This window comes from Hoeflea sp. AS60 (assembly GCF_038900115.1).
Classification (GTDB): Bacteria; Pseudomonadota; Alphaproteobacteria; order Rhizobiales; family Rhizobiaceae; genus Hoeflea.
This window is the reverse complement of record NZ_JBBMQP010000002.1, coordinates 1,195,810-1,221,125: the sequence shown is the minus strand read 5'-3', so window position 1 is coordinate 1,221,125 and position 25,316 is coordinate 1,195,810. Positions and strand designations below refer to the sequence as shown.

24 protein-coding genes are annotated in these 25,316 nt (G+C 57.4%); 15 read left to right on the top strand and 9 right to left on the bottom strand.

The genetic code is table 11. The features are described from left to right. The first annotated feature begins 84 nt into the window (after window positions 1-84). Window positions 85-1,221 carry a COX15/CtaA family protein gene (locus WNZ14_RS16190; protein ID WP_342869652.1) on the top strand — a complete coding sequence of 379 codons (1,137 nt, stop codon included), beginning with the start codon at window positions 85-87 and terminating at the stop codon, window positions 1,219-1,221. A 6-nt stretch (window positions 1,222-1,227) separates the two neighbouring features. On the opposite strand, the gene argC is transcribed toward WNZ14_RS16190, so the two are convergent. Beyond that, window positions 1,228-2,157, bottom strand: a complete 930-nt coding sequence (gene argC, locus WNZ14_RS16185) for an N-acetyl-gamma-glutamyl-phosphate reductase (protein WP_342869651.1) — start codon at window positions 2,155-2,157, stop codon at window positions 1,228-1,230. An 88-nt stretch (window positions 2,158-2,245) separates the two neighbouring features. Beyond that, window positions 2,246-3,196, bottom strand: a complete 951-nt coding sequence (gene speB, locus WNZ14_RS16180) for an agmatinase (protein ID WP_342869650.1) — start codon at window positions 3,194-3,196, stop codon at window positions 2,246-2,248. A 193-nt stretch (window positions 3,197-3,389) separates the two neighbouring features. On the opposite strand from speB, the gene WNZ14_RS16175 reads away from it, so the two are divergent. The 3 genes from WNZ14_RS16175 (at window position 3,390) to WNZ14_RS16165 (ending at window position 7,718) form a co-directional block, all read left to right on the top strand. Further along, complete coding sequence (locus tag WNZ14_RS16175) at window positions 3,390-4,487, top strand: acyltransferase (protein ID WP_342869649.1); 1,098 nt, start codon at window positions 3,390-3,392, stop codon at window positions 4,485-4,487. A 652-nt stretch (window positions 4,488-5,139) separates the two neighbouring features. Then, on the top strand, window positions 5,140-7,371 hold the full coding sequence (locus WNZ14_RS16170; RefSeq protein WP_342869648.1) for an EAL domain-containing protein: 2,232 nt from the start codon (window positions 5,140-5,142) through the stop codon (window positions 7,369-7,371). Window positions 7,372-7,499: 128 nt separating this feature from the next. Beyond that, window positions 7,500-7,718, top strand: a complete 219-nt coding sequence (locus WNZ14_RS16165) for a LuxR C-terminal-related transcriptional regulator (protein ID WP_342869647.1) — start codon at window positions 7,500-7,502, stop codon at window positions 7,716-7,718. Between the two features lie 227 nt (window positions 7,719-7,945). Here the strand turns inward: WNZ14_RS16165 and rpsI are convergent, their stop codons facing one another. The 3 genes from rpsI to WNZ14_RS16150 form a co-directional block, all read right to left on the bottom strand. Continuing rightward, window positions 7,946-8,428 carry a 30S ribosomal protein S9 gene (gene rpsI / locus WNZ14_RS16160; RefSeq protein ID WP_342869646.1) on the bottom strand — a complete coding sequence of 161 codons (483 nt, stop codon included), beginning with the start codon at window positions 8,426-8,428 and terminating at the stop codon, window positions 7,946-7,948. A gap of 2 nt (window positions 8,429-8,430) precedes the next feature. Beyond that, window positions 8,431-8,895, bottom strand: a complete 465-nt coding sequence (gene rplM / locus WNZ14_RS16155; protein WP_339761625.1) for a 50S ribosomal protein L13 — start codon at window positions 8,893-8,895, stop codon at window positions 8,431-8,433. 271 nt (window positions 8,896-9,166) lie between these two features. Beyond that, a complete protein-coding gene (locus tag WNZ14_RS16150; protein WP_342869645.1) occupies window positions 9,167-9,604 on the bottom strand; it encodes a PaaI family thioesterase in 438 nt (145 codons plus the stop codon). 161 nt (window positions 9,605-9,765) lie between these two features. Between WNZ14_RS16150 and WNZ14_RS16145 the strand changes: the two genes are divergently transcribed. Next, window positions 9,766-10,590, top strand: a complete 825-nt coding sequence (locus WNZ14_RS16145) for an enoyl-CoA hydratase (RefSeq protein WP_342869644.1) — start codon at window positions 9,766-9,768, stop codon at window positions 10,588-10,590. A 132-nt stretch (window positions 10,591-10,722) separates the two neighbouring features. Further along, the gene (locus WNZ14_RS16140; RefSeq protein ID WP_342869643.1) at window positions 10,723-11,157 is read left to right on the top strand and encodes a VOC family protein; all 435 of its coding nucleotides are present in this window, start codon (window positions 10,723-10,725) and stop codon (window positions 11,155-11,157) included. A gap of 21 nt (window positions 11,158-11,178) precedes the next feature. On the opposite strand, the gene WNZ14_RS16135 is transcribed toward WNZ14_RS16140, so the two are convergent. Further along, on the bottom strand, window positions 11,179-11,559 hold the full coding sequence (locus WNZ14_RS16135; protein ID WP_342869642.1) for a hypothetical protein: 381 nt from the start codon (window positions 11,557-11,559) through the stop codon (window positions 11,179-11,181). A gap of 138 nt (window positions 11,560-11,697) precedes the next feature. Here WNZ14_RS16135 and WNZ14_RS16130 point away from each other — a divergent pair, with 138 nt between their 5' ends. The 3 genes from WNZ14_RS16130 (at window position 11,698) to WNZ14_RS16120 (ending at window position 14,408) form a co-directional block, all read left to right on the top strand. Continuing rightward, on the top strand, window positions 11,698-12,234 hold the full coding sequence (locus WNZ14_RS16130) for a CoA-binding protein (RefSeq protein WP_342869641.1): 537 nt from the start codon (window positions 11,698-11,700) through the stop codon (window positions 12,232-12,234). Window positions 12,235-12,440: 206 nt separating this feature from the next. Continuing rightward, window positions 12,441-12,878 carry a hypothetical protein gene (locus tag WNZ14_RS16125; RefSeq protein ID WP_342869640.1) on the top strand — a complete coding sequence of 146 codons (438 nt, stop codon included), beginning with the start codon at window positions 12,441-12,443 and terminating at the stop codon, window positions 12,876-12,878. Window positions 12,879-13,124: 246 nt separating this feature from the next. Next, window positions 13,125-14,408: an O-acetylhomoserine aminocarboxypropyltransferase gene (locus WNZ14_RS16120; protein ID WP_342869639.1), complete on the top strand. Its 1,284-nt coding sequence runs from the start codon at window positions 13,125-13,127 to the stop codon at window positions 14,406-14,408. A 200-nt stretch (window positions 14,409-14,608) separates the two neighbouring features. Here WNZ14_RS16120 and WNZ14_RS16115 read toward each other — a convergent pair whose 3' ends face one another. Then, window positions 14,609-15,559, bottom strand: a complete 951-nt coding sequence (locus WNZ14_RS16115; RefSeq protein WP_342869638.1) for a formate/nitrite transporter family protein — start codon at window positions 15,557-15,559, stop codon at window positions 14,609-14,611. Window positions 15,560-15,846: 287 nt separating this feature from the next. Here WNZ14_RS16115 and WNZ14_RS16110 point away from each other — a divergent pair, with 287 nt between their 5' ends. The 3 genes from WNZ14_RS16110 to WNZ14_RS16100 all read left to right on the top strand — a co-directional run bounded on the left by WNZ14_RS16110 (window position 15,847) and on the right by WNZ14_RS16100 (window position 17,617). Further along, a complete protein-coding gene (locus WNZ14_RS16110) occupies window positions 15,847-16,140 on the top strand; it encodes a hypothetical protein (RefSeq protein WP_342869637.1) in 294 nt (97 codons plus the stop codon). 99 nt (window positions 16,141-16,239) lie between these two features. Further along, complete coding sequence (locus WNZ14_RS16105) at window positions 16,240-16,584, top strand: cupin domain-containing protein (protein WP_342869636.1); 345 nt, start codon at window positions 16,240-16,242, stop codon at window positions 16,582-16,584. A 19-nt stretch (window positions 16,585-16,603) separates the two neighbouring features. After that, on the top strand, window positions 16,604-17,617 hold the full coding sequence (locus WNZ14_RS16100) for an NAD(P)H-binding protein (RefSeq protein ID WP_342869635.1): 1,014 nt from the start codon (window positions 16,604-16,606) through the stop codon (window positions 17,615-17,617). Between the two features lie 12 nt (window positions 17,618-17,629). Here WNZ14_RS16100 and WNZ14_RS16095 read toward each other — a convergent pair whose 3' ends face one another. Both WNZ14_RS16095 and WNZ14_RS16090 read right to left on the bottom strand, forming a co-directional pair. Then, window positions 17,630-18,757, bottom strand: a complete 1,128-nt coding sequence (locus WNZ14_RS16095) for a cytochrome P450 (protein WP_342869634.1) — start codon at window positions 18,755-18,757, stop codon at window positions 17,630-17,632. A gap of 224 nt (window positions 18,758-18,981) precedes the next feature. Continuing rightward, entirely contained in the window at window positions 18,982-19,575 is a 594-nt protein-coding gene (locus WNZ14_RS16090) for a hypothetical protein (RefSeq protein WP_342869633.1), read from the bottom strand. Window positions 19,576-20,106: 531 nt separating this feature from the next. Here WNZ14_RS16090 and clpP point away from each other — a divergent pair. The 3 genes from clpP to lon all read left to right on the top strand — a co-directional run bounded on the left by clpP (window position 20,107) and on the right by lon (window position 25,128). After that, window positions 20,107-20,733 carry an ATP-dependent Clp endopeptidase proteolytic subunit ClpP gene (gene clpP / locus WNZ14_RS16085; protein WP_342869632.1) on the top strand — a complete coding sequence of 209 codons (627 nt, stop codon included), beginning with the start codon at window positions 20,107-20,109 and terminating at the stop codon, window positions 20,731-20,733. A 318-nt stretch (window positions 20,734-21,051) separates the two neighbouring features. Next, complete coding sequence (gene clpX, locus WNZ14_RS16080) at window positions 21,052-22,332, top strand: ATP-dependent Clp protease ATP-binding subunit ClpX (RefSeq protein ID WP_342869631.1); 1,281 nt, start codon at window positions 21,052-21,054, stop codon at window positions 22,330-22,332. Window positions 22,333-22,695: 363 nt separating this feature from the next. Then, entirely contained in the window at window positions 22,696-25,128 is a 2,433-nt protein-coding gene (gene lon / locus WNZ14_RS16075; protein WP_342869630.1) for an endopeptidase La, read from the top strand. The last annotated feature ends 188 nt before the right edge of the window (window positions 25,129-25,316 follow it).

The following is a 25,316-nucleotide window of genomic DNA, read 5'->3' as shown; positions in this document are numbered from 1 at the left end:
CGGCATGCCGCAAAGCCATGACCCTTGCCTTGCAGCAAGGCGTGGTGCACATGTCCGACAGTTGTTCACAGGAAGAAAACGTCGATGACTGCCAGTACCGCCGCTCCGCATGCTGACCTTCAGGATAACCAGTCGCCAGTGGCGAATACGGTGATTGCGGAGCAGCACCGCATCAGCCGAAATCGTACAGCGCAGCGGATCTGGCTCTCCATCGTGCTGGTCGCAATTCTGGCTCTGGTGTTGGTCGGCGGCGCTACGCGGCTCACCGATTCCGGCCTGTCGATCACGGAGTGGAAGCCGATCCACGGCGTCATTCCGCCGATGAGTGAAGCTGAATGGCAGGAAGAACTCGAGCTCTACCGGCAGATCCCCGAATACCAGCTGATCAACAAGGGCATGAGCCTTGATGAGTTCAAGACGATCTATTGGTGGGAGTGGGCGCACCGGTTTCTTGCCCGCAGCGTAGGCGTGCTGTTTGGCCTGCCGTTCCTGTTTTTCCTGGTCACCGGACGGATTGAGAAGCGGCTGCGCTGGCCTTTGTTCGGGCTTCTGGTGCTGGGCGGGCTTCAAGGTGCTGTCGGATGGTGGATGGTCGCCTCAGGTCTGGTCGACCGCGTCGATGTCAGCCAGTATCGTCTGGCCACCCACCTGACCCTTGCCTGCCTGATTTTCGCGGCGATTGTATGGGTGATGCGCGGACTTGCGCCGCATTCCACCGATCCGGTCCCAAGCATCGGGCTCAAGCGCGGGGCAGGGGCTTTGGCGGGCCTCGTGCTGGTGCAGATCTATCTTGGCGGCCTGGTGGCCGGTCTCGACGCTGGCCTTGCCTCCAGCACATGGCCGCTGATGAACGGCGCGATCGTACCCGAAGGGCTTATGGAGATTTCACCGGTCTGGCGCAATTTCTTCGAAAACGAGCTCACCGTGCAGTTCGTCCATCGTCTCGGCGGCTATCTGCTGTTCACCCTGACACTGTGGCACATGGTGGCGTTTATCCGGCGTGGCAGGGAAAGCACCCATTGCCGCCGCGCGGTTTTGCTGTTTGGCATGGTCACCATTCAGGCGATGATCGGGATTGTCGTCATTCTGACCCAGGTGCCGGTCGGTTGGGCGCTTGTGCACCAGGGCTGGGCCGTGGTTGTGCTTGGCTTTGCCGTCGCCCACTGGCGCGGGTTCCACGGCGCGTACCCATTCGAGACCGCCGTGGAAGTCAGGACCTGACGTCGTTCAGGCGCCGATCATAAGGTTGAGATTCTGCACCGCGGCGCCCGAAGCGCCCTTGCCGAGATTGTCCAGCGACGCCACCAGGTTGACCTGGCCCGCGCCCTCTTTGCCGCAGACATAAAGCTTCATGCGGTCTGTGCCGGTCATCTCTTCCGGATCAAGCCGGGCGAGACCGGCTGTTTCGTCGAGTGAGACCACCTCGACGACCGAGCCGTCACCATAGTGAGCCTTGAGTGCGGCATGGATATCCGCCATCGACGGACTACCGGTCATCAGGTTGAGATGCAGCGGCACATTGACCAGCATCCCTTGTGCGAAACGGCCCACCGCTGGCGTGAAGATCGGCCGCCGCGAAATCCCGGTGTGGGTCATGATTTCAGGCACATGCTTGTGCGCCAGTGTCAGCGCATAGGCAAAATAGGCCGCCCGGATCGCATCGTCGCGGGTTTCATCTTCCATCTGCGCGATCATCTGCTTGCCGCCGCCGGTGTAGCCAGACACTGCGTTCACGGTTACCGGATAATCGACTGGCAGCAGACCCGAGGCCACCAGAGGAGCGATCAGCGCAATGGCGCCGGTCGAATAGCATCCGGGGTTGGAGACGAACTGTGCGCCGGCGATCCTTTTGGCCTGAGCGGGCGACAATTCGGCAAACCCGAAGGCCCAGTCGGGATTGCTCCGATGCGCGGTCGAGGCGTCAATGAACCGGGTTCCGGCATCCGCGGCCAGAGCCACGGCTTCCCGCGCAGCGTCATCGGGCAGGCAAAGGATCGCGACATCGGCCTCGCGCAGAAACTTCGTCCGCACATCGGCATCCCGCCGCTGCTCGGCGGGCATCGACATCAGGTCGATATCGTTCCGGTCCTGCAACCGCGATACGATCTGCAGACCTGTTGTTCCGTGTTCACCGTCAATGAAAACCTTGGGAGCCATCGGGCTTCTCCGTTCATGCATATAATTCAGGGACTTGTGCAGCCACCCGGACTCAATGTCCGAAGCGGCAAATGGGGCTGGCGCGAAATTATCGTCGCGAGCGGCGTTCTGCGAGAAGTCCGAGATAGTGCATGGCGACAGCGGCTCCGGCAATCGCGGTAATGTCCGCGTGATCATAGGCTGGAGCGACTTCTACAATATCGGCGCCCTTGATATCAAGTCCCCCGAGCTTCTGCAGCACCGAGAGCATCCTGGCACTCGATGGCCCCCCGGCGACCGGGGTTCCTGTCCCGGGCGCGAACGCCGGGTCAAGGCAATCGATGTCGAACGTGACATAGCAGGGCGCATCGCCGACATGCTCGAGAATGGTCTGGGCAATCTGAGTGGCAGTCATATCCTCGACCTCGTGGCCGTAGAGGATGCGGATGCCGCAATCATCGGGCGCGTGGGTCCTGATGCCGACCTGGATCGAGCGGGTGGGGTCAATCACGCCATCGCGGACCGCGCGGCCGACGAAGGAGCCGTGATCGATCCGCTTGCCGTCATCGAACCAGGTGTCCTGATGCGCATCGAACTGCACCAGCGCTAGCGGCCCGTGTTTTGCGGCATGCGCTTTCAGCAGCGGCCAGGTGACAAAATGGTCGCCGCCCATACTCATAAGGAATGCGCCTGAGGCCAGGATTTTCGTTGCTTCGCGTTCGATCGTGGCCGGGGTCTTCTGGTGATTGCCGTAGTCGAGCAGGCAATCGCCATAATCGATCACCGCCATGGCTTCGAAAAGATTCCGGTCGAACGGATATTGCGGATCATTGTCCATGATGGCTGCTGCGCGTCGGATCGCTTGCGGGCCAAAGCGCGCGCCGGGCCGGTTCGACACCGCGGCGTCAAAGGGAATGCCCCAGACCACCGCATCTGCACCCTTGAGCGACTTTGTGTATTTGCGCCGCATGAAAGACAGGGCGCCCGCGTAGGTCGGGTCGCTCGCCGCCGACGTGAGCGTGCGGGCGGTGAAGGCGTGGTCGATGGATTTGTTGGACATGGTCTGGTTCCGGACGCGAGTATGAATGCCGGTTCTGTCTAAACCAAACAGATGGCATGATAAAGTCATGGCTTCAGGGTGTGGTGTCTGGGCGTTCCATGGTTGGATTGAGCGGCTTTTAGAGTTTTGGAAGCTTTATCGGGTAATTTGGCTTTTCGGGAATCTGTTCCCGAGCCAAGCGACGGAATAGAGCATGAGCGCAGCCCGGTCTTCATCTGTGTCGTCAGAGACGCTCTACTCCGTACAATATTTGCGTGCGGCAGCCGCGTTGGCTGTTGTTCTATACCACATTTCTGCACTCTCGCAGGTGACATGGGGGCTCGATCCGGAGCGGATCGACCATGTCGGCGCCGCCGGAGTGGACCTTTTTTTCGTCATCTCCGGCTTTGTGATGGCGATGATTGTCGCCCGCCCCGGAGACTTTGACGGCAGGGAATTCTGGATCAGGCGCATTGCGCGGGTGGTGCCGGCCTATTGGGTTATCACCCTTGTTGTCTTCGCGTTGGCATTGGTACTGCCGAGCCTGTTCAATTCAACGACAGCCGATCTTCAAACGCTTCTGGCTTCGCTGTCCTTCGTCGCGCTTGATCATGGTGACGCCAGCACAGCTCCGCTGCTCGTGGTTGGGTGGACGCTGAACTATGAGGTTTTCTTTTACGCAGTTGTCGCGCTCACCGCAGGTCTGTTTGGTGACCGGCGATTGATAGGGGCATCCGTTTTGTTGGCCGGTCTGGTCGGTCTTGGCCAAGTGTTGAAACCCGCCAATCTCAGCTTGGCGTTTTACACAGATCCGATCCTTCTCGAGTTTGTTTTCGGTATTCTGGTATACCGGGCCTGGTCCCATCGGCCTCAGGAAGCGCGATCCCTTGTCCAACTGGCGATCTTTGTCATGGGAGCGCTATTGCTGATTGCGCAATGGGAGAGGCCTGTAGGCGACTTGCGGATGCTGTTTTGGGGAATTCCGTCAGCTGCGGTGCTCTATGGTGGACTTGGAACGCTGAGCTTCAGGAGTCCTGTGCTAACGCGCTTGGGAGATTGGTCCTATGCGCTCTATCTCACCCATGTCTTTGTCATCACGCTTTACATAAAACACGTCATTCCGCAGACGATGATGGGCGATCTGCCCTGGCAGGTACATTATCTGATCATGACCAGCGTCGCGATCCTGGGCGCCGCAGCCTATTACATGATCATCGAAGCGCCGCTTTCGAGATGGACCTTGCGAAAGCTCAGCCGTCCGTCGACAACCGCGTCCATTCAAGTCGTGCCGGTTTCCGAGCCTGCCGAATAGTCAGCATAGCGCCGGGCATGCCTTTCCTGTGCGCTCGCCGATGGCTTCTCCCGTTCCAAGTTTCGGCTGCAATCTAACCTCGACTTCCCCGTATGAGCCAAACGTGCCTATGGAAGCTGCAATTTTCGGCTTCTCGCATTTTTAGGCAAGCCACCCCATGCCTTGATCCTGTCAGGGTTTGTTGCACTGCAGAACCCGAATTAGGTCCCAAAAGGGCAAGTTATCGAGCTTATTCATTAGGCTTTCGTTATATTTGTCGGCGCAAGGTTGAACCCGAGTTGTTCAAATTACCTAAGGACACACTTCGTCTTGGATGAAGTGTGCTGAGGAAAGGTATCTTGTATGTCAGGCACCCCTGAGAGGTTCAGATCAATACAGGTCATTGAGGCCTTTAGTCTTTCCGTTGCTCTGGTCGAGTTTGATACGAAGGTAAAACCTCTCGCTGAGAAACAGAATTTATCTGATGCAACCGGATATGGTGATGTCTCTAGGAAGGCCAAACAGCCATCCGGCCAATGTCTCTCCAAGCCAAGTCTGGTCCGAACAGCGGGTGCTGCCGTGATGACAGCCGCCTGATTTGATTGGTCCGAATGCCAAGACCAGTCGTCTTCCGCACCTTTCCTCAATTGAGTTCCGCCCGCCAGGTCCCCTTATGAATTTCCCCCTTCCAAAGAACGAGATCGAGAGACTAGCAGCGCTTCACAAGCTGAGAATTCTGGATACCGAGATCACGCCAGAATTTGATTCTGTCGTCGATATGGCTGCTGCAATTTTCGAGGCTCCGACGGCTTTGATTTCATTCGTGGATAAGGATCGTCAATGGTTCAAGGCACGGCACGGGTTCAAGGACAGTCAGACCAGCCGTGATTTGGCATTCTGTACCTATACGATCCTTGGCGATGAGGTGTTTGAGGTTGAAGACGCAAGATTAGACGAGCGGTTTCGCGACAACCCGCTTGTGACTGGTAACCCTCATATCGGCTACTATGTCGGAATGCCGATTTCTCTTGACGGAAAGACCAATGTCGGGACGCTTTGTGTGATCGACAGCAAACCTAGAAAGGCCACCGAAGCCCAGCTTGTTCAGCTCGAAAAGCTTCGAAACGTCGTGGCTGGACTCATCAGTGCACATGTCGCTTCGATCGAGGCGAGGATTGCCGAGCGGAATGCGCGCCAGCGTGGCAAGTTGCTTTCCCAGGTTGAGAGAATATCCAAAATCGGTGCCTGGTCGCTCGATACCCAGCGCCTCATTACCAAATGGTCGCCACAGGTTTTCGCTATTCACGAACTTGACGGCAATGCCCCCCCGGATCTCGAAGGTGCTATTTCCTTCTACCCTGAATACGAAAGGGAGGGACTGGTAGAAAAGATCAACGCGTGTATCGAGTCCGGCATACCGTATCAATGCGAAACCGACTTCATCACGGCGAAGGGGAACAAGCGACGCGTTCGGTCAAGCGGAGAAATTGAATACGGCGACGACGGCGTCAAATTCCTGATCGGAATAGTGAAGGACGTTACCGAGCAATACGAACACGATCAGATGTTATGGCGTGCTGCACATCTGGACAGCTTGACGGGGATAGCCAATCGGCGTTCGTTTCATGAAGAAGTCAAACAGCGGATCAATGCCCAAGCTGGGGAAAATGATCAGCTCTCCTTGCTGATGATTGATCTCGATAACTTCAAGGATATCAACGATAGTATTGGTCACCTGGCCGGTGATGAAGTCCTGCGAACCATCGCCAGACGCATTGAGCAGGCGACCCCCCACACCGGATTCTGCGCGCGACTGGGTGGAGATGAATTCGCCGTTCTTCTGACAACCAAAAACCACGGCAAGGCTGCAGAGAGGCTTGCAACCAAAATGGTTGCCGCGATCAATCTGCCGATAAAGCATGAGCAGCACGAAATTCGAGTTGGCGCGTCGATCGGCATCGCATCACACGAGTGCAGAACCGCGAGCGAGGATGACCTGCTGCTGAAAACAGATCTGGCCTTGTACCACGTCAAGCAGAACGGGCGTGGCAAGGCGAAAGCCTATGAACCTGCAATCTCGAATACTCTTGAACAGAAGCGGCTGTCGATCCGGCTCGTCAGGTCAGCGATCTCGGAACAAAGGCTGGAGCCATTCTATCAGCCGATCATTGACCTGCAGACACGCCAGTTGAGCAGTGTGGAAGCGCTTGCCCGCGTTCGCAATGTTGACGGCACGATTTCAGGTCCTGCCGACTTCTGGCAAGCCTTGCTTGAACCGCAAAGCGCTCACGAAATAGATCAAGTGATGCTCGATCTTGCGCTTAAGGATTTCGCCCAGTGGAAGCGCGACGGTCTCGGTATCGATTTTGTCAGCGTGAACGCGTCGTCCTCGTGTATCCAGTCAGAGACCTATGTGGATCAGGTGTTGAACGGAGTTGCCGCATACGGTCTGTCGCCGCGTGATCTCAAGATAGAGGTTGTAGAGAGCGTCTTTCTCGGAAGTGACAGCGTTGATGTCCGTGATGTTCTGGAGCGTCTGTCGAGGGAAGGCATCCGGATAGCACTTGATGACTTCGGAACAGGCTTCGCCTCGCTTAGTCATCTGCGTGACTATCCGATCGACTGCATCAAGATTGACAAGTCATTTGTCCTTGGCCTCGGTCAAGACGGAAGCAACACAGCGATAGTTCAGGCGCTTATGGGTCTTGGGCGATCAATGAACATCGAAGTGATTTCAGAGGGTATTGAAACCGAAGGTCAGCTTGATTTTGTGACAGCTCTCGGTAGCCAGTTCGGCCAGGGTTACTTTTTCTCCAAGCCGCTTGATGCGCAAAACTTCATTCAATTTGTTGCGCAATTCGCTCCACCACAAGCAAGAGATGCGGGTCTTGATGCAAAGCGTTGAGCTTATTGGGGCTGCTGTGAACTCCAAATGCAATTACCGTATATTAGAATGATCTGAATCAATGTGATTTACAGCAACACATCTATCCTCCAGCCCATGAGTTGATGCGGCTTGGGAAGGATGCATGCATGGAGATTGTTACTGGGTTTTCACCTCTGACGAGATCGGAATTGAACTGTCTTGGAAGATGTGCCGAGGGCAAGACAGATGCAGAAATCGGCGCCGAGCTTGAACTGGCTCCTTCCGAAGTGGCATCCCTTATTACAATTGCGGTTTTGAAACTCAATTGTCCCAACAGACTTGCAGCGATGGCAAAGGCGACAAGGCTGGGCCTAACAATCGTTTGAAAACAACGGTCTTTGCAGCTTTGCGCGATGGATCGGTTGCTCCCTGCAACGCCTGTCTTGTCAAGTTGGGTTCCCTTCCTGCAGGTGCGCGCAAGGTGCTGCGGCGGTCGGGGAGGGCGAGTGTGATCCTGGAAGAGGCGCGGTCAGCTGCCATAGGCTCAGACCGAGCAAAAAAAGACGGGGCCGAAGCCCCGTCCAAAATAATTCGCAGTGTCGTCCAGGCCGAATTAACGCTTGGAGAACTGGAACGAACGACGGGCCTTGGCCTTGCCGTACTTTTTACGTTCAACAACACGGCTGTCGCGGGTCAGGAAGCCACCCTTCTTGAGAACCGCGCGCAGGCCCGGCTCGTAATAGGTGAGTGCCTTGGAGATGCCGTGCCGGACAGCGCCGGCCTGGCCGGAAAGGCCGCCGCCGGTGACCGTGCAGACGACGTCGAACTGGCCCTGACGGGCAGCGGCGACGACAGGCTGCTGGACAACCATCTGCAGCACTGGGCGTGCAAAGTAGGTAACGAAATCACGGCCGTTGACAGTGACCTTGCCTGTGCCTGGCTTGACCCAGACGCGAGCGATCGCGTTCTTGCGCTTGCCGGTGGCATAGGAACGGCCAAGGTCATCGACCTTGCGCACATGCACGGGTGCAGCCGGTGCAGCTTCAGCAGCGGCTACGGACGCGCCGAGCTCCTCAAGCGAATTGAGTTCAGCCATAATCAGGCGCTCCTTTTGTTCTTGGTGTTCAGCGAGGCGACGTCGAGAACGGTCGGCTGCTGGGCTTCATGCGGATGTTCCGCACCGGCGTAAACACGCAGGTTTTTCATCTGGCGACGGCCAAGCGGGCCGCGCGGAACCATGCGCTCGACAGCCTTTTCGATGATCCGCTCAGGAAAGCGACCTTCGAAAATCTGGCGCGCAGTACGCTCCTTGATGCCGCCGGGATAGCCGGTGTGCCAGTAATACTTCTTGTCGGTGTATTTCTTGCCGGTCAGGACAGCCTTTTCGGCATTGATGATCACGACATTGTCGCCATCGTCAACGTGGGGGGTGAAGGTGGCTTTGTGCTTGCCGCGCAGGCGGTTGGCAACAACAGTGGCAAGACGGCCGACGACGAGATCTGTCGCGTCGATTATCAACCACTTCTTTTCCACCTCTGCAGGCTTCTGCGAGAAGGTTTTCATTTGAGGTCTCTCTTCAATTCAGGATCCGGACCCGATAAAATCAGCTGCCGGACGTTTCTTGTTGCTTGTGTTGTTTCGGGAGAAGTCAGAAGTCCTCTACCCGCACCAACTTTTGCGCCGGACCCGTAAAGGTGCCGACGCTGGCTGCTTATAGGCGAGGCGGAAAATGCCGTCAAGCAGTCGTATTGCTTCGCATGTCAAAATTGACAAGCAAAAACAATGGCTTGGATATGCGGTATTTAAATACCGTATAGAATGTCGCCTGTCTGGATCAATTTCGCGGTGGAATTGAATAGGTTGCGGTCGCGTGTGCCACCATTTCCCCGCCGGAATCACGGATCGCAATGTCGGTCACCACCAGGCGTTTGCCCAGTTTCAGGATCGTGGCGGTGGCATCCAGCGCGCCGGGCTCGGGCTTCATCAGGAAGTTGATGTTGAGGTTGGTGGTAACCGCCAGCGCGACCTTGCCGATATGGGCCAGGATCACAGCGTAAGCAGCAAGGTCGGCAAGCATGAACATGGTGGGGCCACTCACCGTTCCGCCGGGGCGCAGGTGCCTGTCGTTGGCATCAAGGCGGACTTCCGCAGTTCCCGGAGACACCTCAAGCACGGAAATGTCGTCGCCGTTCGCCTTGATCTGGGGAAACACCTCATCAAGATAGGCGGATACCTCTGGGGCGGACATGACGGGCGCGACCGGTGCGGACATGGGCTGTTTCCTGTTGGGGAGGCGCGAGGCTCAAGCGCCCGGCCAGAATCTGTACTCGAGCCAACGTTGCGGAAATTGATTGGCTGGTCAACGCATGACGGGTTCTCGTCGCCTGCTGCGCGGGCTAGACTGTTGGCAAATCAGGAAAGGGTTCCCACGCAATGAACGTCGTCGAATTGAAACCGGATGTGCCGGCACCGTTGGTCAAAGTTCAAAAGCTGGACAGCGTATTGCGCCTGGAAATGAACAATCCGCCCGCCAATGTCCTGTCGATTGCCATGATGCAGGCGCTCAAGGCCGAACTGGATGCTGCGCGCGAAGACAAATCGATCCGGGTTGTCATCATTGCCTCCGCCACGCCGGGGCAATTGTTCTCTGCCGGACATGATCTCAAGGAACTGACAGTTCATCGCGCCGAGGAGGACCGGGGCAGGGCGTTTTTCGTCCGCACCATGAAACTGTGTGCGGAGCTGATGCAGACCGTTGTGCATCTGCCGGTGCCCGTGATCGCCGAGGTCGACGGGCTGGCCACCGCAGCCGGATGCCAGCTCGTGGCGTCCTGTGATCTGGCAATGTGCACCGACACCTCGGCCTTCTGTACCCCGGGCGTCAATATCGGCCTGTTCTGTTCGACGCCAATGGTGGCGCTCAGCCGCAATGTAAACCGGAAGCAGGCCATGGAAATGCTGCTCACCGGTGAGACAATTGACGCCTCGACCGCGCGCGAGTTCGGCCTGATCAATCGCATTGTCCCGCGCCAGTACCTCAATCAGGTGGTGTTGAAATATGCCGAAATCATTGCCTCCAAATCACCGCTGACAGTGAAAATCGGCAAGGAGGCATTCTACCGGCAGGCTGAAATGTCGCTGGAGGATGCCTATGAGTATACGGCGGGCGTGATGGTGGAAAACATGATGGCCCGCGATGCCGAGGAAGGCATGAACGCCTTCATCGCCAAGCGCAAGCCGGAATGGACAGGCGAATAGGGCAAGAGCCTGAGGCGAAGCGCCGCTTGACTTCTACGTGAGAAGCTGATTTGTTCTCTTTATGTTCTTTCTCTGCATTGGTCCGCAATGGGGCCGTAGAACCTTTGTGGGCGGCTATGGGAGTGTCCGACGATGAGTTTTGATCCGCGTATCAGCATGATCACGCTTGGCGTTGCTGATGTGGCCGCCTCGACCGCGTTTTATCAACGGCTCGGCTTCAAACGCTCTTCAGCTTCCAATGACAACGTCACTTTTTTCCATATGAAAGGCACTGTGCTGGGCCTGTTCGGCCGCGATGCCTTGGCCGCCGATGCCTCGGTTGAGCCGACCCGGCCGCAAGGCTTTGAAGGCGTGGCCTTGGCGCACAATCTCTCCTCGCGCGCCGAAGTCGATGCCGCCTGGGAATTTGCGATGGCGTGCGGTGCGGGACCGGTGAAGAAGCCGCATGAGGTATTCTGGGGTGGCTACTCCGGCTATTTCGCCGATCTGGATGGCCACCTTTGGGAACTTGCCCATAATCCTTTCATGGAATTGGACAAGGACGGTCACATGAGCTTGCCGGAGTAGCAACCGTTTGATGGTGCAAAATCAGGGTGTTGTGATGCGAAGCAGCGGGCGAAAGTTGAGCAGGCCGTTTTCATCGTCATCGCGGCCATGTGGGTCACAGCGGATCACACGGCAGGAATTGGTGTCGCGGGCGGGCACACGAGCCCAGGCGCCAACAGACGGACTTTGACACATCAGCGACGAACTGACGTAGCGGTCATAGAGCGGCAGCCCGCGCTTCGACTTGTATCTCAGAATCGCAGCCCCTTCACGCATCAGCGTCGCACGAATGGCGCTGCAATCCGTCTTTGTGGTTTCGATCCGGCTGATTGCATTTGCCGGAGAGATGCTGGCGGCGAGGGTTGCTGCAAGCAGCGTCGCGATCGGCAGCATGGTCCGAATGGGCTTGGTTGTCTTCGTCATGGGGTTCTCCATAGGGGCGTCAGACATAAGCATAAGGACAATTGTGGCGCGTATCAGGACGAAGGCAAGATGGACGGTGCTTGACGTCACACATGCGCGTTGCGACAACGCAAGGACCAACAGTCCGGAAAACCTGAGATGAACCACGACAGCTACGACAACACCTATATTTCCGGTATCCTGCAGTCGGTCAAAACCATTGCCGTCGTCGGCGCCTCGGCCAACGATGTCCGGCCGAGCTATTTCGTGATGAAATACATGCTGGCAAAGGGCTACCAGATCATTCCGGTCAATCCTGGGCAGGCAGGCCGTGAGATCCTTGGTCAGATGACCTATGCTCGGCTTGCCGACATTCCCGTTGCTATCGATATGGTCGACGTTTTCCGCGCCTCCGACGCAGTGCCCGCCATAGTCGAGGAAGCGCTGGCGCTTGACCCATTGCCCAAGGTGATCTGGACACAACTGACCGTCCGCCACGATGAGGCCGCCGCCCGCGCCGAAGCCGCAGGCATTAAGGTGGTGATGAACCGCTGCCCGAAGATCGAGTATGCGCGCCTGTCGGGTGAAATAGGCTGGAACGGGGTGAATTCTGGTCTCATCTCATCGCGCAAGCCTGTAATGCGGTCCGGATACCAAAGTTATGGGCTGCGGGTTCCACCTGAGGGCAAGGACTAGCGCAGGACGATTGTCGGTTTTTGAATTCCCAGTGGACGATGAGTGAGGCTCGCAGATGCATCGATCGGATGGCAGGAAGTCTGCAAGGCTGTCGGCATGAAGAGCCGCCACACTTCTGATTTATTGAATTGAACAATGAGATCCAGAAGGTTCGCCGGTCCGGTGTTCAGGTGGAGCAATGCAATGCGGGATGCAGGTTGATCATCATGAGGCGGATTTTTGCATTTCTGCGCACAGCAAGCTTTCTCGCGGTGCTTTCCGTTTCGCTCGCGACAACCGCGATCAGCATGGGGATCTGGGCGGTTTCACTGACCGCGCAGGTCACAACCATGACTGCAAGTGCCGCCGCCGCAGCCATCGCCAATCGAAAAGCAATTGCCGCAGCAGTACTGCGCACCAAGGCCAAGGCGCGGTTGCGCCGTGCGCTGGTGGTGGTCCCCATCGCCGGCATTGCCGCCGCCGTTGCCTTTGAGCGCCAGGACTATCTTGAATGGCAGACGGATCACCCTGAAGGCGATATCGAGGACTATGGTTGCGAGGTGGGCACGGTGTCAGCGGAAGTGATTGATGATGTGCTGCAGGATTTGCCCGAGACGGTTCGGCCTTCGCGGGACTGGCTGCTGTCTCGCGTGCCGAGCTGCTAGCTTGGGCACATGAGAGCGAAATTACCAGACCGTTGATATGGATTGCTGTGTCTCCGGTGCCAGTCGGCCGGCTGTTTGATTGTTTCGCAGGCCTCGTGGTAGGTGGAATGATTTTTCATTCTTGATGCCAAATGGAACAGTCATGAGCGTTTCTCAGGCCCCGCGGCGCAAAATTCTTCTTTGACCCCGACGCGCACATGCGAGATAACCGCTTCCACAGTTATCTCGGGCAAAGGGGAGAGGTCCATGCCGAACAATCAGCCAGGTTTCAATACGCTTGCGATTCACGCGGGGGCCCAGCCGGATCCTGCAACGGGCGCACGCACCACACCGATCTATCAGACCACCAGCTTCGTCTTTGACGACGCGGATCATGCAGCCTCGCTGTTTGGCCTGAAGGCATTCGGCAACATCTACACCCGCATCATGAACCCGACCCAGGCTGTGCTTGAGGAGCGGATTGCCGCACTTGAAGGCGGTACCGCGGCCCTTGCAGTGGCGTCCGGTCACGCAGCCCAGTTGCTGGTATTCCACACCATGATGAGCCCTGGCGACAATTTCATCGCGGCAAACCGGCTCTATGGCGGTTCGATCAACCAGTTCGGCCATTCGTTCAAGTCGTTCGACTGGCAGGTGCGCTGGGCTGATCCGGCCGACATGTCGAGCATCGAGAGCCAGATCGACGATCGCACCAAGGCGATCTTCATCGAAAGCCTGGCCAATCCGGGCGGCACATTCGTTGACATCAATGCCATTGCCGAAGTCGCCCGCAAGCACGGCTTGCCGCTGATCGTCGACAACACCATGGCCTCGCCCTACCTGACCCAGCCGATCGAGCATGGCGCCGACATCGTCATTCATTCGATGACCAAATTCATCGGTGGCCACGGCAACTCGATGGGTGGCGTGATTGTCGATGGCGGATCGTTTGATTGGTCCAAATCCGGCAAATACCCGATGCTCTCCGAGCCGCGTTCGGAATATGGAGGCATCGTGCTGCACGAGAGTTTTGGCAATTTCGCCTTTGCCATCGCCTGCCGCGTGCTCGGCCTGCGTGACCTTGGCCCGGCGATCTCGCCGTTCAACGCCTTCATGCTCCTGACCGGCGTCGAGACCCTGGCTCTGCGCATGCAGCGTCATTCCGACAACGCGCTCGCAGTCGCCAACTGGCTTGCCCAGCACGACAAGGTCAGCTGGGTGTCCTATGCCGGTCGTCCGGAGCACGAAAACCACGCCTTGCAGCAGCGCTATGCTCCCAAGGGCGGCGGCGCGGTCTTCACCTTCGGCCTCAAGGGCGGATACGAGTCGGGCGTCAAGTTCGTGGAAGGCCTTGAGATGTTCTCGCATCTGGCCAATATCGGCGACACGCGCTCGCTGGTCATCCACCCAGCCTCGACCACCCACGCCCAGCTGACGCCTGAACAGCAGGTTGCAGCCGGCGCAGGCCCGGACGTTGTGCGTCTGTCGGTCGGCATCGAGGACGTCAATGACATCATCGCCGATCTGGAGCAGTCGCTCGCAAAGGCCTGAGGTCTTGGTCTGACGAATGGAACTCAACGGCCCGGCAAGAATTGCCGGGCCGTTCGCGTTTGATCCGGGTCTTGCCGGGCCTCAAAGACTTTCCTGGTGATCCCGCAGTTGCTTTCATTTGGAACCACTGGTGTGGCGTGTCGGAATCAATCACAATCAGATAGGCGATATGATGCCAACCTTAGCGGACTTCTGCCTCATCAGGGTTGACCGTCGCCTTGGATTTCCTGGCTAACCTGGCCATAGGCAAGGACTGCAAACAGGCCCGTTCCACCCAGAATATTGCCAATGAGGATCGGGAAGATATGATGTGTGAAAGCGGAAACGATACCCATCTCACCGATCATCACCAGGTTGAAAAATTCGTTTGACCCTGCAATCACATGAGTAAACTCACCTGCCGCAATCAGCCAGGTAAACAGCATGATGACGATGACTTCCGAGCCCTTGGCAGAGGGTAGCATCCAGACGAGTGCGGCAATGAAGAAACCCGCTGGAATGCCCCGCAACAGAGCTTCCATCGGCGGCACTTCCGCCACGTGACGCGATATCTCGAAAATCGAAGACAGGATTTCATCGGTCAGGATGCCGCCATGAACAGCGAGAGCCGCTGTGACAAACGTGCCGAACATGTTTGCTGCAAACACGATAGCCCACAGACGTGCAGTCAGGAAAAATTTGTGCCGGTTGGGGCTGGTGAGAACTGGCAACACGACCGTGATCGTGTTTTCGGTGAACAGCTGAAGCCTGCACATTATCACCAGCACGAACCCTAAGGTGTAGCCAATGCTTTCGATAATCGAGAGATAAGGTGCGTCAGCCCCGACGCCGGTGCGAATGATACCCTCGGCGAGAACCGAAGTCGAAATTCCGATGCCGGCGGCAACACCAGACCACCAAAGCGAGGTCTTCGGGCGATGCAGCTCCTCTTCGCCCTCGCGCAAAATGATCGAGTAGACTGTCAGGGCCGAGAGCCTGCCGTTTGCGGCCACCTCTTGCCGTTCTTCACGGGTGAGTGATTTCTCTGTCTGCGTCGGTGTATTTTCGCGAGCCTCCCGCGCCTCTAGATTGGCACGAATTTCGGCGTCCTGTTCCTTGGTCCTTGTTGAGGCATCTGACGATGGGGATCGGTTTTGATTGTCGTCGATCATGGCACTCTCCTGTCGCCTCGATACTTCAATAGTTAAGCGGGTGGGCGTTTCCGGAGACAGCTGGTCTCCACGAAGGCGCGCCGAAACCAGTCAATTAGTGCAGGCGAGATAATAAACACTCTCGACGTATTGTTGTTCCATCAATTTTGAAATCCGAACGGAAAGCGCTCATTGGCTATTCCTAAGAAAATCCCATGATACATCATTCGCGCCAAATTGATCTCGAACAATACACCCATGATTGCGAAGCATTAGGCTTTGACTGAACTCATTCAGTGGAGGCCCTTATGCCACGCAACAATCTTCGAATTCTTCTCACTGCCGCAACAACGCTGGCCTTGACGACGGCTGTGTTCGGCCAATCCGCCAACCCTGCCTGGGTCGACCAGCTCTCCCGGCAACTGGCCGTCGAGAAGGATTGCTCCGTCGAATATTATGTCAATATGAAAGAGGGCGAACTGGCAGGACGGCTAACCCTCGAGGCTCGCGCCCAGTGTGCCGACGGCCGTCAGTTTGATGGATCGCTGACCGATCCTGCTGACAATTTCACCATCAGTGAGTGCGGCACCCAGGTCTGCTAGGCGGCATGCCACTCCAAGCTGGAGTGAGTGAACTTGGGATTGCTTTGTTGAGCCACATCGGGGCATTCTTGAAGGCCAGTCCAGCTACCGCGAGTTATTATGGCCACCGCAAATCTCATCTCCGTCAGCCCCTCGGTAGAGCCTGAAGTCTCACGACCTGATCCCGAGAAAGTCCTTGCTGGCGATCCGGTGCACACCACCTGGAACCTTGAAGAGCGTGACGGGCTCTACTGCGGCATCTGGCAGGCGACGCCCGGCAAATGGCGGATCTCGTACGACGAATGGGAATATTGCCATATTCTGGAAGGTGTTTCGGTGATTTCCGAGGACGGCGGCGAGGCTGTCACGGTCAAGGCCGGAGACAGTTTCATCCTCAGGCCAGGCTTCAAGGGAAGCTGGGAAGTGCTTGAAACGACTCGCAAAGACTACGTGATCAGGCTGTGAGGCTGGCGATTTGACTGCCATGCCCGAAGTCGACCGATCGCCGGATCCCAAACGGGTTCTTGTCCTTGGGGGGACCGGTACAATCGGTCGCGCAACGGTCAGGGCGCTGGTGGATTGCGGCCACGAAGTGGTGTGTTTCGTGCGCTCCGGCGCAGGCTTTGGAGGCACCCACAAAGCTGACGAGCCATCAAGGCTCCTACATGGCGCCGCACTTCGCTTTGGCGATGTGACAGATCCGGGTTCTCTGATGCGTGACGGCTTTCACGGGGAGAAATTTGACGTTCTGGTATCCTGCCTTGCGTCTCGCACCGGCTCGCCGAGCGACGCCTGGGCGATCGATTACCAGGCTCATTCCCATGCCCTGACGGCTGCCAAGGTGTCTGGCGTCAAGCACATGGTGCTTCTCTCGGCGATCTGTGTGCAAAGGCCGCTGCTCGCGTTTCAGAAGGCCAAACTTGCCTTTGAGGCCGAGTTGGTTGCTTCGGGGATGACCTATTCCATCGTCAGGGCGACTGCCTTCTTCAAGTCGCTGTCCGGGCAGATCGACCGGGTCAAACTCGGCAAGCCGTTTCTGGTTTTTGGCGACGGTACGCTTACCGCCTGCAAGCCGATCAGCGACGCCGATCTCGGCCGCTTCATTGCCGGATGTCTTGATGACAAGGATCGTCAAAACCGGATCCTGCCGATCGGCGGTCCGGGCGATGCGATCACGCCGCGCGAGCAGGGGGAGCGTTTATTTCGACTGCTGGGCCGGGAGCCCAAATTCAAGCACGTTCCAGTGGCGCTGCTTGACACCATCATCTTTACGCTTGGCGCCTTGGGGCGAGTAGTGCCGCGCCTGAAGGACAAGGCGGAACTGGCGCGGATCGGCCGCTATTATGCGACAGAATCCATGCTGGTTCTCGATCCCGCAAGCGGCCGCTATGAGGCGGACGCCACACCGTCCTATGGCTCGGAAACCCTGTTTGATTTCTACGAGAAGCTGATCAGCGGCGAAGCCGTGGTGGATCGCGGCGATCACGCGGTGTTCTGAAAGCCGAATGGGCTACCTGAGCATCAGGCTCTCAAGTCCGTGAAAGTGATAGCTGTCGCGATAACGCGGCGCGGCGTTCAATTTGAGCTCGGGCAGGCGGGAAAAAAACACTGACAGCGATTCCTGCATTTCGAGCCGCGCCAGCGGCGCGCCGATGCAGAAATGCAGGCCGGCACCGAAACTGACATTTTTCTGGTCAGCCCGACCGGGGCGGAATTCATTCGGTACTTCGAAGACCGACGGATCGCGATTGGCGGCCCCGAGCAATAGCGCAACCTGTTCGCCCGGCTTCAGCGTGACGGGTCCCAGATCGACCGCCTCATAGGCGTAGCGGGTGAACATGTGCAGCGGCGCGTCAAACCTGAGTGCTTCCTCGACGCTCGCTGCCGCAAGTTCCGGCGTGGCGAAAAAGCGCCGTGGGTCGCCGCCCTGATCCAGAATGGATTTCACCGCATTGCCGGTCTGATGCACGGTTGCCTCGTGCCCGGCATTGAGCAGCAGCACGCAAGTGGAGATAAGTTCTGCATCAGAGAGTTTTTCACCGGTGTCGCGCACCGCAATCAGCGCCGACAAGAGGTCATCGGCGCCATTGTGTCTGTGCTCTTCGATGTGCGTGGTCAAAAATGCGCCGAAATCGGCCGAGGCGCGGTTGGCCTTGTCCTCGGTTTCTCGCGAGCGCTGCGGAACATACATTTCGCACATCGCATGCGACCACGAGAGCAGATCAGTGCTCCGCTCAACCGGCACACCCAACAACTCGCAAATCACGGTAAGCGGGATAGGTGTTGCGAAAGACGGCAGAAGGTCGAACGGCTGATCGGTGGGCAAGGCGTCGATCAAGTCATGGGCGAGGGCATTGATCCGCGGACGGAGCCTCTCCACAGAACGCGAAACAAAGGCGCGATTGACCAGCGTCCTCAATCTCGTGTGGGCTGGCGGTTCGCGTTCGAGCAGCGATCCGCTTTCGATCCTGTCAAAGTCGGTGAGGTGGCCGCGGCCCTCGACCGGGTTCAGCGGCGCCCCCCAACGGTTCTCCCGGCCCAGACGCCGGTCGCGCAGGAGCGCATTGACCTGATCATAGCCCGCCACGCACCACATGCCGTATTCCCGCCAGAGAAAGACCGGTGAGGCGCGGTGCATGCGATCGTAAAAAGCGTAAGGGTCCTGAACGAAGTCAGATGCCCGGGGATCCTACGAAACGGAGAGGTGGTGTGTGGTCATGGGACAGACTTATCGGGGATAAGCGCAGAGGAAAATGCGATGCAGGGCGCCTGGCTTCAAATCCCGGGGGATAATCCACGAAAAACGCCGCCCGGTTCGACCCAAGGCGGCGTCTTGTCATCACTGCTGTTTGATCAAGGACATCAATTGCAGCGGCGTTTGCCTGAGACCTGCACCCAACCGGCTGATGCCGGGCGAACCTCGACCGTGCGTGCCACCGTCTTGATCACAGGCGGGATCTGACGGGCGATGGTGCGCTCGGGCTGAACCAGCACAGTGCGGGTGCGGTGGGCGTACCGCGCGGGAACCCGCTCATGCACGGTGCGCGCGGGCTGCACAATCACGGTCTGAGCCCGGGTGGCGTACTGCGCAGGACGAACCACCTTGCACAGCGTCTTGACCCCGTGGACATGGCGCCACTCCCAGCCGACCGATTGTGCCCGAACCATGACCTTCTGATGCACTGTTCTGGTCACAGCCGGAACATGGCGCGCGATGACCTGCTCTGGCGAAACCAGAACCTGTTCGGTGACCTGCTGATAACGGGCGGGAATGGTTTCGTGGACCACGCCGCCCGGTCTGACAACCACTTGCTGATGTACGGTCTTGTAGACTGCGGGTTGATGAACCTGCTGATAGCAGGCCAGTGTATTGTTGCCAGCAAGGGCAGGCGAAGCGACGGATACAGCAAGAAGGGCTGCAAGAATGCCGCGGCGAATAGGCAAGAACTCAGACATGATACACGCTCCCTTGTTGCGGCAGCGGCATTCTTGGGGCCGTCTCCGCGACATATGACAATGAGTGTGACTCACTCTTGCGCCCAAGGAAAGTAAAACGTTAACTTTTGCTCATTCGCTGAAATCTATGTTGAGAGCGGATGAAATGAATTTGGGTCAGAGAATGCGGCGATGAGCCAGCGGCAGGGCAGAGTAATCATCCTGCGCCCAGGGGGTTCGGCTATGACGAGCTTGCCGGCAATACCCGCGCTATCGGGCCAAGCCTTTGACCGGCGGATTTTGACGATTTCTAGGGTTCGCACCCGGCGAGTTGCGCACAGGCGAGCGGTCAAGCGGGATAAATGGTGCGGAATTGAAGACAATTTCAAAACCGTAACTTCACTTTAACGTCAGTCGTGAACAACTCCCCGGAGCTGTTTCGACGCCTTGCGTCTTGAAGCGGCGGGGGGGCACACTCTATGTAGTGGGTTCAAAGAGACTGATTCCCTGTGGACCGTGGCGTCTGCCGGGCCGTTTGACAAGGGAAGCGCAATGAAAAATACAGTTGATAACGCCATGGCCCTGGTGCCCATGGTCGTTGAACAGACAAACCGCGGCGAACGGTCCTACGATATCTATTCGCGGCTCCTCAAGGAGCGGATCATCTTCATCACCGGCCCGGTCGAAGATCACATGGCGACGCTTGTCTGCGCCCAGCTTCTGTTTCTAGAAGCTGAAAATCCGAAAAAGGAAATCGCGATCTACATCAACTCGCCCGGTGGCGTGGTGACTGCGGGTATGGCGATTTACGACACCATGCAGTTCATCAGACCTGCGGTGTCGACACTTTGCATCGGTCAGGCTGCGTCCATGGGATCGCTGCTCTTGTGTGCCGGTCACAAGGATATGCGTTTTGCAACGCCCAACGCCCGCATCATGGTGCACCAGCCTTCAGGCGGGTTCCAGGGGCAGGCGTCCGATATCGAGCGCCACGCGCAGGACATCATCAAGATGAAGCGTCGCTTGAACGATATCTACGTGACCCATACCGGTCAGGATTATGAAACAGTCGAGAAAACGCTGGATCGTGATCACTTCATGACAGCGGACGAAGCGCTTGGATTTGGTCTGATTGACCGCGTTATCGACAAGCGCGAATACATCGAGACGGACTCTTAACATACGGGATTTAGCCTTTTTGTCTCTAAACTGGCGTCGTTTTCAAGGCCATTGCGCTACTCCTGCAACATGTTTCCATGTGTCTGGGGTGGCGCAAGTGCGAGAGCACGCTAGTATGGACGTTAAGTCTATGTTCAATTTCTCTGGCGTAGCATCGTCAGATTGACGGGGATTCGTTGCCACCGGCCTCAGGACTGGTTACCTGTTTAGCCGGGATTGTACCCCGAAATTGCCTGTAAGCCTTAACGTCACGGCGTTGGGGTGGTCAGGCGCCATACATCCAGGCCTTGATGTCTGGATTGCGGGAAGGAAAGTGAAATGAGCAAGGTCAGCGGCAGCAACGGCGGCGATTCAAAGAATACCCTTTATTGCTCTTTCTGCGGCAAGAGCCAGCATGAAGTGCGCAAACTTATCGCCGGTCCCACAGTGTTCATCTGCGATGAATGCGTGGAACTGTGCATGGATATCATTCGCGAGGAAAACAAATCCTCGATGGTGAAGTCCAGCGATGGTGTGCCATCCCCGCAAGAAATTATTGCCACTCTGGATGAGTACGTTATCGGCCAGCATCAGGCCAAGAAGATCCTGTCGGTGGCTGTTCACAACCACTACAAGCGCCTCAACCACTCATCGAAGTCCGGTGATGTGGAATTGGCCAAGTCCAACATCCTGCTCGTCGGCCCCACCGGCTGCGGCAAGACCTACCTGGCTCAGACGCTGGCGCGGATCATTGATGTGCCGTTCACAATGGCAGATGCGACGACGCTGACCGAAGCCGGTTACGTCGGTGAGGATGTCGAGAACATCATTCTCAAGCTGCTGCAATCGGCGGACTACAATGTCGAACGCGCCCAGCGCGGCATCGTCTACATTGACGAGGTCGACAAGATCTCTCGCAAGTCGGACAATCCGTCGATCACCCGAGACGTATCGGGCGAGGGCGTGCAGCAGGCATTGCTGAAGATTATGGAAGGCACCGTTGCCTCCGTGCCTCCGCAGGGCGGTCGCAAGCATCCGCAGCAGGAATTTCTGCAGGTCGACACCACCAACATCCTGTTTGTCTGTGGTGGCGCATTTGCCGGGCTCGACAAGATCATCTCCGCACGCGGCGAGAAAACCTCGATCGGCTTCGGTGCCAATGTACGTGCCCAGGACGAACGTCGTGTTGGCGCGGTGTTGCGCGAACTCGAGCCTGAAGATCTGGTCAAGTTCGGTCTGATCCCGGAATTCATCGGTCGTCTGCCGGTGCTTGCAACGTTGGAAGATCTTGATGAAGACGCTCTGATCCAGATCCTGACCCAGCCGAAGAACGCTCTGGTCAAGCAGTATCAGCGCCTGTTCGAGATGGAAGATGTGGAACTCACCTTCCACGAGACCGCTCTGAAGGAAATCGCCAAGCGTGGCATCATCCGGGCGACAGGCGCACGTGGATTGCGCTCGATCATGGAGAAGATCCTGCTCGACACCATGTTCGAACTGCCGACCCTGGAAGGGGTGCGCGAAGTTGTCATCTCCGACGAGGTTGTCACCGGCAATGCCCGGCCCCTCTACATCTATGCGGAGCGCGATGGCGAGACCAAGGATTCAGCGTCAGCATGATCTGACGTTGGCAAGACACGTTTGAGATCAGTTTGAGCGGGCCCTTCGGGGCCCGTTCGCATTCGAAATACTCTGATACGGGGCCAGGGTGGGGCGGGCGCCGTGTCGTTTCGGGCGGGCCCTTCCGTCAGCGTTTTCCCTGTCAATCCAGCTTCCCGCCACTTTCGTTCTCTAATAGTGTCACGAATCGGTGATGAAACAATTCATCGGAGTTGATCTGACTTGAAACCGGGGCGCCGGTTCTCCAATTAGACTGGAAAGGGCTTTGTGCCTCTTACAAGGACGCAAATGGCGGTTGCTGGATGAACCGGGGCCGTGTGCCGCGTTGCCAATCGGTCGGAACAGACCACGAAAGGAAAATACATGCCGGATAAAAAGGTGAGTTCATCACAGGCCCCCGAAGAGGCAGGTACCTATCCCGTTCTTCCTTTGCGCGACATCGTTGTGTTCCCGCACATGATCGTGCCGCTGTTTGTCGGTCGCGAGAAATCGATCCGCGCACTTGAGGAAGTCATGGGTTCCGACAAGCAGATCATGCTTGCCACCCAGATCAATGCAAGCGACGACGATCCCGAACCCGCTGGCATCTATCAGATCGGCACCATTGCCAATGTGCTGCAGCTGCTGAAGCTGCCTGACGGTACTGTGAAGGTACTGGTCGAGGGGCGCGCACGCGCCGAGATCGTGGAGTACACCGATCGCGAAGACTATTATGAAGCCCGCGCCGTCGAGCTCGCAGAGCCCGAGGAAGATCCTGTCGAGATCGAAGCCCTGTCGCGCTCCGTGGTTTCCGAATTCGAAAATTACGTCAAGCTCAACAAGAAGATTTCGCCTGAAGTTGTCGGTGCTGCCAGCCAGATTGATGATTACTCGAAACTAGCTGACACCGTCGCATCGCACCTGTCGATCAAGATCCCTGAGAAGCAGGACATGCTCTCGACCGTTTCGGTCAAGGGCCGCCTCGAGAAGTCGCTCGGCTTCATGGAAGGCGAGATCTCGGTTCTGCAGGTCGAAAAGCGCATCCGTTCCCGCGTCAAGCGGCAGATGGAGAAGACCCAGCGCGAGTATTATCTGAACGAGCAGATGAAGGCGATCCAGAAGGAGCTCGGCGACGGCGAGGACGGCCGTGACGAGATGGCCGAAATGGAAGGCCGCATCGCCAAGACCAAGCTGTCCAAGGAAGCCCGCGAAAAGGCTGATGCCGAGTTCAAGAAGCTCAAGCAGATGAGCCCGATGTCGGCGGAAGCCACGGTCGTGCGCAACTATCTCGATTGGCTGCTGGGTCTGCCTTGGGGCAAGAAGTCCCGCATCAAGATTGACCTCAATGCGGCCGAGCAGGTGCTTGAAGTCGATCACTTTGGCCTGGAAAAGGTCAAGGAGCGGATCATCGAGTACCTTGCGGTGCAGGCACGGTCTGCCAAGATCAAGGGGCCCATTCTCTGCCTCGTCGGACCTCCTGGCGTCGGCAAGACCTCGCTCGCCAAATCGATCGCCAAGGCGACCGGCCGCGAATACGTTCGCATGGCTTTGGGCGGCGTCCGAGACGAGGCCGAAATCCGCGGTCACCGGCGCACCTATATCGGCTCGATGCCCGGCAAGGTCATCCAGTCGATGAAGAAGGCCAAGAAGACCAACCCGCTGTTCCTTCTCGACGAGATCGACAAGATGGGTCAGGACTTCCGTGGCGACCCGTCATCGGCTCTCCTCGAGGTGCTCGATCCGGAACAGAACTCGACCTTCATGGATCACTATCTCGAAGTTGAGTATGACCTGTCCAACGTGATGTTCATCACCACGGCCAACACGCTCAACATTCCGGCGCCTCTGATGGACCGCATGGAAGTGATCCGCATCGCTGGTTACACGGAAGATGAAAAGCAGCAGATCGCCCGCAGACATCTGCTTCCTAAGGCCGTTCGCGATCATGCGCTCAAGCCCGAGGAATTCGACGTCACCGACGAAGCCCTGTTGCAGATCGTCCGGACCTACACCCGCGAAGCCGGTGTTCGTAACTTCGAGCGTGAGCTGATGAAGCTGTCGCGAAAGGCTGTGACCGAGATCCTCAAGACCGGGGTCAAGAAGGTCAGCGTGACTGCCGAAAATCTGTCCGATTATCTCGGCGTGCCCCGCTTCCGCTACGGCGAAGCCGAGTTTGACGACCAGGTTGGCGTTGTCACCGGGCTTGCATGGACCGAAGTTGGCGGCGAATTGCTGACCATCGAAGGTGTCATGATGCCTGGCAAGGGCAAGATGACCGTGACCGGCAATCTGCGCGACGTGATGAAGGAATCAATTTCCGCTGCGGCATCCTATGTCCGTTCGCGTGCTGTTGATTTCGGCATCGAGCCGCCATTGTTCGACAAGAGCGACATCCACGTTCACGTTCCCGAAGGCGCTACGCCGAAGGATGGTCCGTCGGCAGGCGTGGGCATGGCGACGGCGATCGTGTCGATCATGACCGGCATTCCGGTGCGCCGTGATGTGGCCATGACTGGCGAAATCACGCTTCGTGGCCGGGTGCTTCCGATCGGCGGCCTCAAGGAGAAGTTGCTCGCAGCACTCCGCGGTGGCATCAAGACCGTGATGATCCCGGAAGACAATGCCAAGGATCTCCCCGAGATTCCTGACAACGTCAAGAACGGACTGGAAATCATTCCCGTTGCGAAAATGAGCGATGTGCTGCGCCACGCGCTGGTCAGAATGCCGGAGGCGATTACCTGGGATCCCGACGCCAAGCCGGAGACCCCGATTTCAGCAGATGCCGGCGAAGACGGTGGGGCGACCATCGCGCACTAGCTTTTGGTTGCAGTAAAAAGATGAAACGGGCGGGAGAATCTTCCGCCCGTATTTTTATCTCGGGCCGCCATTCCCAAGAGCAATGTTCCAAATGAGGACGCCTTTGAGGAACGCAACAGGGTTTAAGAGGGTTTCGCCCTTTCGGCGAACCTCAAAGTAACGAATTCCCTGTGAAAAGCCTTTATAAA